The sequence below is a fragment of the Desulfomarina sp. genome (assembly GCF_054039375.1).
Genome location: NZ_JBPLBA010000172.1, coordinates 1 through 8,299, shown reverse-complemented (window position 1 = coordinate 8,299; position 8,299 = coordinate 1). Strand labels below are relative to the sequence as shown.

Here is an 8,299-nt window from a genome sequence, read left to right as displayed (position 1 = left end):
GCAGGATTCAATCGCCGAACTGCAACAGGCCCAGATGCAGCTGGTCCAGTCGGAGAAAATGGCCAACCTCGGCCTGCTGACTGCCGGACTGGGCCATGAAATCAATAACGCGCTCAACTATATCAGCGGCTCCATTGTTCCGCTGCACACGCTTTGCAGAGATATTGCCCAAAAAGCTGAAAAGGGGGAAACCGTTACCAAAAAAGAGGAAAAACAACTGGAAACCCTGCTGGAGTATACAGAGAGTGGGGTCAATCGAATATCTTCCTTTATCCAGGATCTCATGAGCTTTGCCAGGCCGGATGAAACTGAATATAAACTCATTGATATAAACAGGGAACTGGACACGGCCACCAGGTTGCTGTCCCTTAAAAGAGACGGCAATATCACCATCGTGACGAATTTCGGCCCCCTGGAGAAATTTCCAGCTCTTGGCAGCCAGCTGGGTCAGGTCTTTCTCAATATGCTTCTGAACGCCAAACAGGCAATAAACAGTGAGGGAACGATAACAATCACCACAAAAGCATCAGAAAAGGATATTACAGTAATTATTGCAGATGATGGATGTGGTATTGAAAAAGAGATCCTGCCCTCTATTTTTGATCCGTTTTTCACCACCAAAGAACCTGGTAAAGGTACGGGACTGGGGCTGGGAATCTGCCGGACAATCGTCAGAAAACATGGAGGAGAAATCACCGTTAAAAGTGAAACCGGCAAAGGTACAACTTTTACAATAAGGCTTCCTTTTTCAGAAATGCGGCTCTGACGGACACACATTGACCCAATACGATTGTACTCCGTTTCGTGTATGACGGCAAAAGCAATTATTGATCTTTTCATATACATCTCGGGACACTAGTGTCTGTCCAGAAATGATGTTTTTTGTTCGAGATCAAGGCTCACGGGAAATTTTGCCGCAGGCATATAACTGATATCGGAGTCTACGCTTACCTCCGAGGATAAAATTTTTCGGCCAACGCAGATATCGGACAAAAAGACCAACTATGGACGGGCACCAGGTAATCCACTTTCCGACCTCTGTGGTTGGTATGGTTCGCAACAGGCAATTAATGCAGTAGAATTTCGGCTTCGCAGGTGAAGAGAAAGAGTTCTCTTGTCTCTTCAATCACTTAACATACACTCATTATCGGAGGGAAAAATGTTGAAATCCAAAGTACTGGCAATATCATTGATGGCCACCTTTCTTGCATCAGGGCCGGTTTTTGCCGAAGAAACACTGAAGGTTGGTGTTCAGGCTCCAATTACCGGAAAATATGCCAACGAAGGACAGGGTATTGATCAGTCTGTCAGGTTGCTTGCTGAGCAGATCAATGCAAAAGGTGGTGTGATGGGCAGGAAAATCGAAGTTATTTCCTGTGATGACGAAGGCACTGCCATGAAGGCAGCCATCTGTGCCAAGGATCTTGTCAATAAAGGCGTTTCCATGGTCATTGGTTCTTATACTTCAACCTGTGCGGAAGCAGCTCAGGCCACTTATTTCAGGGCTGGTGTATTGCAGACTTCCGATGGAACGAGTGATACCCTGACTCAGCACGGATACTGGACTTTTTTCAGGAATTCCTTTCCAAACAGTGCGGAAGCAACCTTTGCCGCAGACTATATGGTTAAGGTAAAGAACTACAAAAGAATAGCAATTCTTTCCGATTTCTCCAGTTACGCGGATGGTCTTGCCACCGCTGTTCAGGATGCAATTAAAAAACTGGGTGGAAACATCGTAGCCCGGGAGAAAGTTAAATCCGGTTCACAGAATTTTACTCCGGTTCTGACCCAGCTTAAGGGTAAGAAGCCTGATGTGATTTTCTTCAGCGGATATTATTCAGATGGTGGTCTTATTCGTTCCCAGCAGGTTGCACTCGGGATCAAGGCCGATTTTATCGGCGGTGACGCCAATGATAATGTTGACTTTGTAAAGCTTGCAGGCAATGCTGCTCAGGGTGCATACATCATAAATGTTCCCACTCCGGAACTGCTTCCCTACGATCTGGCCAAAGATTTTCTGAAAGCCTACAAGGCCAAGTATAAAATGATGCCGCCTTCAATCTGGACCATTCTTAATGTTGACGGCATGAGGGCATTTATTCATGCAATGGAAACTGTAAAAAGCTTTGATACAAAAAAAGCGGCTGATTACCTGCATACCCTTAAAGATTACCCGGGAATTACCGGTCCAATATCTTTTGCCGCAGATGGAAACAGAGTCGGCAGCGGATATATGACGTATGAGATCCAGAAAGACGGCAGTTATAAAATAGTCCATAAATAGTAAAATCCTGCCCTGGGAGAGTGAAAAATAAAAATTTTTTCACTCTCCCTTTCTTTTGCCATTGAAATAATCTCATGGATATTTTCTTACAACAGCTGGTCAATGGACTCACCATAGGCTCCATGTTTGCCCTGATTGCCCTGGGTTATACCATGGTTTATGGTGTCATGAAGCTGATCAATTTTGCCCATGGCGATCTTGTGGCCGGGTCGGCCTTTGTTGCACTGTTTATCTTTTCAAAGCTGCTGGGTGGACAGGTCACCGTGCTTACAGTATTCGGCGTTTTTGTTCTAACAATCATTTGCATTTCAATACTCGGTTTTACTCTGGAGCGATTTGCCTATCGGCCGCTTCGTTCCGCACCTCGGCTTTCAGCAGTTGTCTCAGCATTGGGCGCCAGCATGGTTATTCAGAACGGCATCATGCTTCTCTGGGGTCCTCAAATGCACATTTTTCCCGAACTGATACCGCAGATTATCTGGGAAGTAGGGGGAGTGGTAGTCAGTCTCATGCAGGTCATTATCATGGTTCTTTCCATGATTCTTATGATTGCGCTCTATTTTTTCGTCGAAAAAACCAAAATCGGAACCGCTATCAGGGCCAGTGCAATTGATCAGGACGCTGCCAGATTGATGGGTATAAATGTAAACAATATTATTGTTACGATTTTTATTATAGGTTCTTCACTCGGGGCAGTAGGCGGCATTTTCATAGGTCTTTACTATCGTGGCATCACCTTTAATATGGGTTGGCAGTATGGCCTGTATGCTTTTGTTGCTGCCATCATGGGTGGAATCGGCAACATTCCCGGAGCCATGCTCGGTGGTATGCTTCTCGGCCTGTTCAACGCATTTATAGCCGGATACATTTCGAGCACCTGGGCCGATGCCTTTACCTTTATTTTATTAATTGTAATTCTGATTGTCAGACCAACCGGAATTTTAGGCGAGAGGGTGGCGGAAAAGGTATGATAAAAAAAATACAACAAACGGGATATCCTCTGTTCTTCATCGTAATGGCTCTGCTGCCGACTTTCCTTGACTCCAGGTGGCTGGCTGTGGCAACGACTTTTGTGATTTTTACCATCGTTGCACTGAGTCAGGACATTGTTCTTGGAAAGGCCGGAATGTTTAACATGGGACAGGCATTATTCTTCGGAATGGGAGCGTATACAACGGCCATTCTTAATTCCAAATTCGGTGTTCCGGTTCTTGCAACACTGCCCCTGGCAATTCTGATTCCTGCTCTTTTCGGTATTATTCTTGCCGGCCCGATTATTCATCTTCGAGGAGATTATCTCCTTGTGGTTACGATCGGCTTTAATATCGTTTTTGTTCAGACCCTGCAGAATAATCTGGGTGGAGTCACCGGTGGACCAAATGGAATCTTCGGACTTGATATGATGACAGTCCCCGGATTGACATCATTTGCTGAATTCATGCCATATTATTTTGCCCTTTTTGTCCTGGTACTGACTCTTCTGGTTATGCATAATCTTGAAACCAGTAAACCCGGCAGAGCTCTGCATTATCTGCGGGAAGATGATCTTGCCGCTTCCAGCATAGGTATCAATACCAGGGTATACAAAATTTATTCATTCGCAATGGGTGCTGGAATTGCCGGAATGGCCGGGACGGTTTATGCCAATCAATATTCTGCGGTCAGCCCTGAAGCCTTTGATTTTATACAGTCAGTCCTTTTCTTTACTATTGTCATAGTTGGTGGTTCGTCGGTTCCCGGTATTCTTCTTGGGGTGTTTGTGATGTTTGTTCTACCGGAAATTTTCAGGGAATTTTCCACGTGGCGCTATTTTATTTTTGGTTTTGCAATGATCTTCACAATGATTCTCAGACCTCGGGGAATCTGGCCTGCAAAATTCGGCAGAATTCCAAAAGAATTTTTAACAAAAGGGAAATAGTATGGCCGGCAGAGAACTGATACTGACAAATGTAACAAAGAGATTCGGCGGGCTTGTCGCCGTGGATAATCTGAGCTTCCATGTTCAGGAAGGTCAGATTTATGGCATAATTGGCCCAAACGGTGCCGGTAAGACTACGGTCTTTAACTGTATCACCGGGATTCATCCATGTGAAGAAGGTTCAATAAAATGGTGTGGAGAAGAAATCAAGGACCTCTTGCCACATCAGGTTGTGCAGAGGGGTATTGTCAGGACTTTTCAGACGATCCGACTTTTTGGACAGATGAGTGTTGCTGAAAATGTCATGAGTGGACGACACATTAAAAGCAGTCAGAAATTGTGGCATGGAATAATCCATACACCGTCCTCAAAAAAAGATGAAAGAAAAAACTGGGGAAAAGTTTTTGAGATTCTTGACTTTTTTGAACTGACTGAGTTTGCGTCCAGCACTGTCGGCTCTCTGCCGTACGGTATTCAGAGAAGAGTTGAAATGGCCAGGGCCATGGCAGTCAATCCTTTCCTGCTCATACTTGATGAACCGGCGGCAGGACTGAATGACAATGAGACCCAGGATCTGATTCAAACTATATACAGAATCAGGGAGCAGGGTGTCACCATTCTGCTGATTGAACATGATATGGACCTGGTTATGGAAGTAACCGAATATCTGACCGTGATAAATTTTGGTGGCAAAATCGCAGAGGGTACTCCTGGAGAAATTCAGGATAATCCCGCAGTAATAGAGGCGTACCTGGGGAGTGATGATGACGAGTAAAAATGACCGCCTTTTCAGCATTTCAGATCTGGAAGTTTCCTATGGCAGTATAGCCGCAATAAAAGGGATTTCTCTGGACGTGAATCGCGGAGAAATTGTTACTATTCTTGGTGCGAACGGTGCCGGTAAGACAACCACCATGCGTACAATCAGCCAGTTGATAAAGGCAAAAAGCGGATCCATTCGATTCAAGGAACATGAACTGACAAAGCTGCCTGCCCATAAGGTAGTCAGCCTCGGAATAAGTCATTCACCTGAGGGGAGAAAGGTATTCAGTATTCTTTCTGTTGAAGAAAACCTCATGTTGGGAGCATATACCAGAAAAAAGGTGGACAGGGAGGTTCTCTCCTGGGTTTATGATCTTTTTCCCCGGCTTGAGGAAAGAAAAAGGCAGCTTGCCGGAACACTTTCAGGCGGTGAACAGCAGATGCTGGCCATAGGCAGGGCTCTGATGTGTAAGCCGGAAATGCTGCTGCTTGATGAACCGAGCCTGGGCATTGCCCCAATTCTGGTCAAGGCAATTTTTGCCCAGATCAAAAAAATTGCCCAGAGTGGTGTAACTGTTCTGCTGGTTGAGCAAAATGCCAAGGCCGCCCTGAAGCTGGCGGATAGGGGCTATGTTCTTGAAGTCGGTAAAATTGTTTTTTCCGGCTCCTCCGGGGAACTGCTGCAGTCAGAACGCATCCAGGAAGCTTATCTAGGAAAGCAGAAAAAATAATGTAACTGACCACGTAACTACTCACAGGGGTCGCAGTTGTATGATTTTATTACCTCTGAACTGTAATTGCTCACAGGTGCCGTAGATTTTTGCAGGCTCTTTTGTTCGCTATAGCCTACCTATGCGGACGAAAGAGACCGTGAAAAGCTGGGGTACCTGTGAGTAATTACCTGACCACAATCTTTCGAACTGTCTGTGTTCGCTTACAAAATAATCTGTTCAGCCAAAACGGGAAGACACTCTAATGAACAAAATGATTCAGACGTGATATTGTGGTGCATTGATGATTACGCTAAAGTCGTAAAGTTATTGATATCGTAAGCAGTTACACATACAGTTGAATTCCTGTGGTCAGTTACAATGAAACAGCAGACAAAGGCATACCTGTTTGGTCTTGCAGCCGTCAGTTTCTGGTCTACGATTGCGAGTGCCGGCAAGCTGTCTCTGCGCTACCTCACGCCTGTAGAATTATTGTTTTTCAGCTCTACTGTCTCCTGTGCCGTCCTTTTTGTTATACTGATTTTTCAAAAAAAACTTCCGGAACTGAAGAAAACAGGTCTGAAAGAACTGAGAGTTTCCCTCATGTTCGGACTGTTGAATCCTTTTTTATATTATCTTGTGCTTTTCAAGGCTTATGATCTTTTACCGGCGCAACAGGCCCAGGCAATAAACTATACCTGGGCAATCACCCTGTCTCTGCTGTCTATCCCGATTCTAAGACAAAAGGTGAAGGGAGTTCAATGGGTGTCTATTGCTTTCAGCTATTTTGGAGTTCTGGTCATCGCAACGAAGGGAAATGTCATTTCACTTCATTTTGACAACCCCATCGGTGTTGGTCTTGCTCTTCTATCAACTGTTATCTGGTCTCTTTACTGGATTTATAACACCAGGGATACCCGGGACCCGGTGGTTGGGCTTTTTCTGAATTTTGCCACTGTTCTTCCTTTTATTGTCATGTATACTTTATGGATAGACAAAGGGAATGTACTGCGGATTACGCCGGGATTAACAGGAGCAGCGTATATAGGTGTTTTTGAAATGGGAGTCACCTTTGTTCTCTGGCTTAGCGCTCTCAAGATGACTGAAAGCAGTGCAAAGGTGGCGAATCTGATATTTATTTCACCTTTTCTTTCCCTGTTTTTTATTCATTTTCTGGTTGGGGAAAAAATCTTTGGTTCAACACTGGTTGGTCTGGCTTTTGTAATCTGTGGCCTGTCCATTCAGGCATTTTCTGAATCAAAGAAAAAAGGGTCGGCTGCATTGGTAAAAGATCAGGGATAAGCAGGGTCAGACCTGATTATTTAAAAAACCAGGTAATTACTCACAGGTACCCCAGCTTTTCACGGTCTCTTTCGTCCGCATAGGTAGGCTATAGCGAACAAAAGAGCCTGCAAAAATCTGCGGCACCTGTGAGCAATTACAGTTCAGAGGTAATAAAATCAAATATTGCTATCCCTGTGAGTAGTTATATCAATTTTTCAGATTGTTACCCGAAAAATATTCACGAAGCCGTCACGGGTTTCTGGATAAACCGGTCGGGCCGAACTCTATGGCCGGGCCACAAAAAAGCCCATGAAAATACCGACTGCGGTGATACAATCTTCGCTCGCGGATTTTCAGATAGAGCAGTTGTAAATCGAGTATCAACTGTCATAAATAATGACTGGTCCCCAGGGCGTCAAGGGAAAAAGAAAAGGGCCCTGACCTGGGATGGAAGTTTTTCTCTATTTCCTTTATTTCATGTGGTTGTCGGACCTTTTGTTTGATTTTTCTGTATTCTCGAATGTATACTGTGTTATCAACAGTAGGCACACCAGTACTTGTCAGGAACTGAGAATATGGTGGATAAACCGGATTTCATTGAAAAAAATAAACTGGAAGCCGCACTGAAAGAAAGCGAAGCCCAGAAACAGGCCATTACCGATGGTTTTACCGGTGTCATGATTTATTTTGACCGGAACCACAGGGCTCATTGGTTGAACAGGGCGGTGGAGGAACGGTACCCCAATTCTTTCGGTAAACGTTGCCATGAAATTTTCTGCATTAAAACATCTTCATGTGAGGATTGTGCCTACCAGCGCAGTATCAGAACAGGACAGATAGAAACCAGTACCATTGAAACAGGTCTGCTGGGGATCGACGGCGAAGAGGTTGTGTTTGAGATCACCTGTTCTCCGGTCAAAATTACACCGGATGAGGTTTCAGGCCTGATTGTTATCGCCCAGAATGTGACGGAACAGTATCGACTTGAAAAACAGTTGCGGCACACTCAGAAAATGGAAGCCATCGGCACTCTTGCAGGTGGGGTGGCTCACGACTTTAACAATGTCCTGACGCCCATCATGGGTTATACGGAAATTATACGCCTGAAGATGAAACGGGATAGAAACATTGATCCCGCCGTCTTCTCCTATCTGGATGAAATTCTTAAAGCCGCCAAAAGAGCAAAATCGCTTGTGGAACAGGTGTTGACCTTTTCCCGTTCGAGCGAGATGAAGGAGAAACTGCTGCATATTCACCCCATCGTCAAAGAGGTGATGAAGTTGATGCGGGTTACCCTGCCCAGCACCATTGTCATTGTCGAGGATGTGAATGAAAACTGTG

General features: G+C 44.9%; 8 protein-coding genes. All 8 read left to right on the top strand.

The features are described from left to right. On the top strand, window positions 1-766 hold a 766-nt coding region (locus ACXLDX_RS10265), incomplete at its 5' end, for a sensor histidine kinase (RefSeq protein WP_457577090.1). Window positions 767-1,159: 393 nt separating this feature from the next. Continuing rightward, window positions 1,160-2,284: a branched-chain amino acid ABC transporter substrate-binding protein gene (locus ACXLDX_RS10260; protein WP_457577089.1), complete on the top strand. Its 1,125-nt coding sequence runs from the start codon at window positions 1,160-1,162 to the stop codon at window positions 2,282-2,284. 74 nt (window positions 2,285-2,358) lie between these two features. Further along, window positions 2,359-3,255, top strand: coding sequence for a branched-chain amino acid ABC transporter permease (locus ACXLDX_RS10255; RefSeq protein ID WP_457577088.1), 897 nt, complete (start codon window positions 2,359-2,361; stop codon window positions 3,253-3,255). Continuing rightward, window positions 3,252-4,202 carry a branched-chain amino acid ABC transporter permease gene (locus ACXLDX_RS10250; protein ID WP_457577087.1) on the top strand — a complete coding sequence of 317 codons (951 nt, stop codon included), beginning with the start codon at window positions 3,252-3,254 and terminating at the stop codon, window positions 4,200-4,202. Before ACXLDX_RS10255 ends, ACXLDX_RS10250 begins: the two co-directional genes overlap by 4 nt. 1 nt (window position 4,203) lies before the next feature. Further along, a complete protein-coding gene (locus ACXLDX_RS10245; RefSeq protein WP_457577086.1) occupies window positions 4,204-4,977 on the top strand; it encodes an ABC transporter ATP-binding protein in 774 nt (257 codons plus the stop codon). After that, entirely contained in the window at window positions 4,964-5,695 is a 732-nt protein-coding gene (locus ACXLDX_RS10240; RefSeq protein ID WP_457577085.1) for an ABC transporter ATP-binding protein, read from the top strand. Before ACXLDX_RS10245 ends, ACXLDX_RS10240 begins: the two co-directional genes overlap by 14 nt. A 360-nt stretch (window positions 5,696-6,055) precedes the next feature. Continuing rightward, the gene (locus ACXLDX_RS10235) at window positions 6,056-6,976 is read left to right on the top strand and encodes a DMT family transporter (protein WP_457577084.1); all 921 of its coding nucleotides are present in this window, start codon (window positions 6,056-6,058) and stop codon (window positions 6,974-6,976) included. 557 nt (window positions 6,977-7,533) lie between these two features. Next, on the top strand, window positions 7,534-8,299 hold a 766-nt coding region (locus ACXLDX_RS10230; protein WP_457577083.1), incomplete at its 3' end, for a histidine kinase dimerization/phospho-acceptor domain-containing protein.

Coding starts and splice junctions, on each gene's coding strand:
- ACXLDX_RS10255 (WP_457577088.1), top strand. CDS start 2,359: ATGGATATTTTCTTACAACAGCTGGTCAATGGACTCACCATAGGCTCC.
- ACXLDX_RS10245 (WP_457577086.1), top strand. CDS start 4,204: ATGGCCGGCAGAGAACTGATACTGACAAATGTAACAAAGAGATTCGGC.
- ACXLDX_RS10250 (WP_457577087.1), top strand. CDS start 3,252: ATGATAAAAAAAATACAACAAACGGGATATCCTCTGTTCTTCATCGTA.
- ACXLDX_RS10260 (WP_457577089.1), top strand. CDS start 1,160: ATGTTGAAATCCAAAGTACTGGCAATATCATTGATGGCCACCTTTCTT.
- ACXLDX_RS10240 (WP_457577085.1), top strand. CDS start 4,964: ATGATGACGAGTAAAAATGACCGCCTTTTCAGCATTTCAGATCTGGAA.
- ACXLDX_RS10235 (WP_457577084.1), top strand. CDS start 6,056: ATGAAACAGCAGACAAAGGCATACCTGTTTGGTCTTGCAGCCGTCAGT.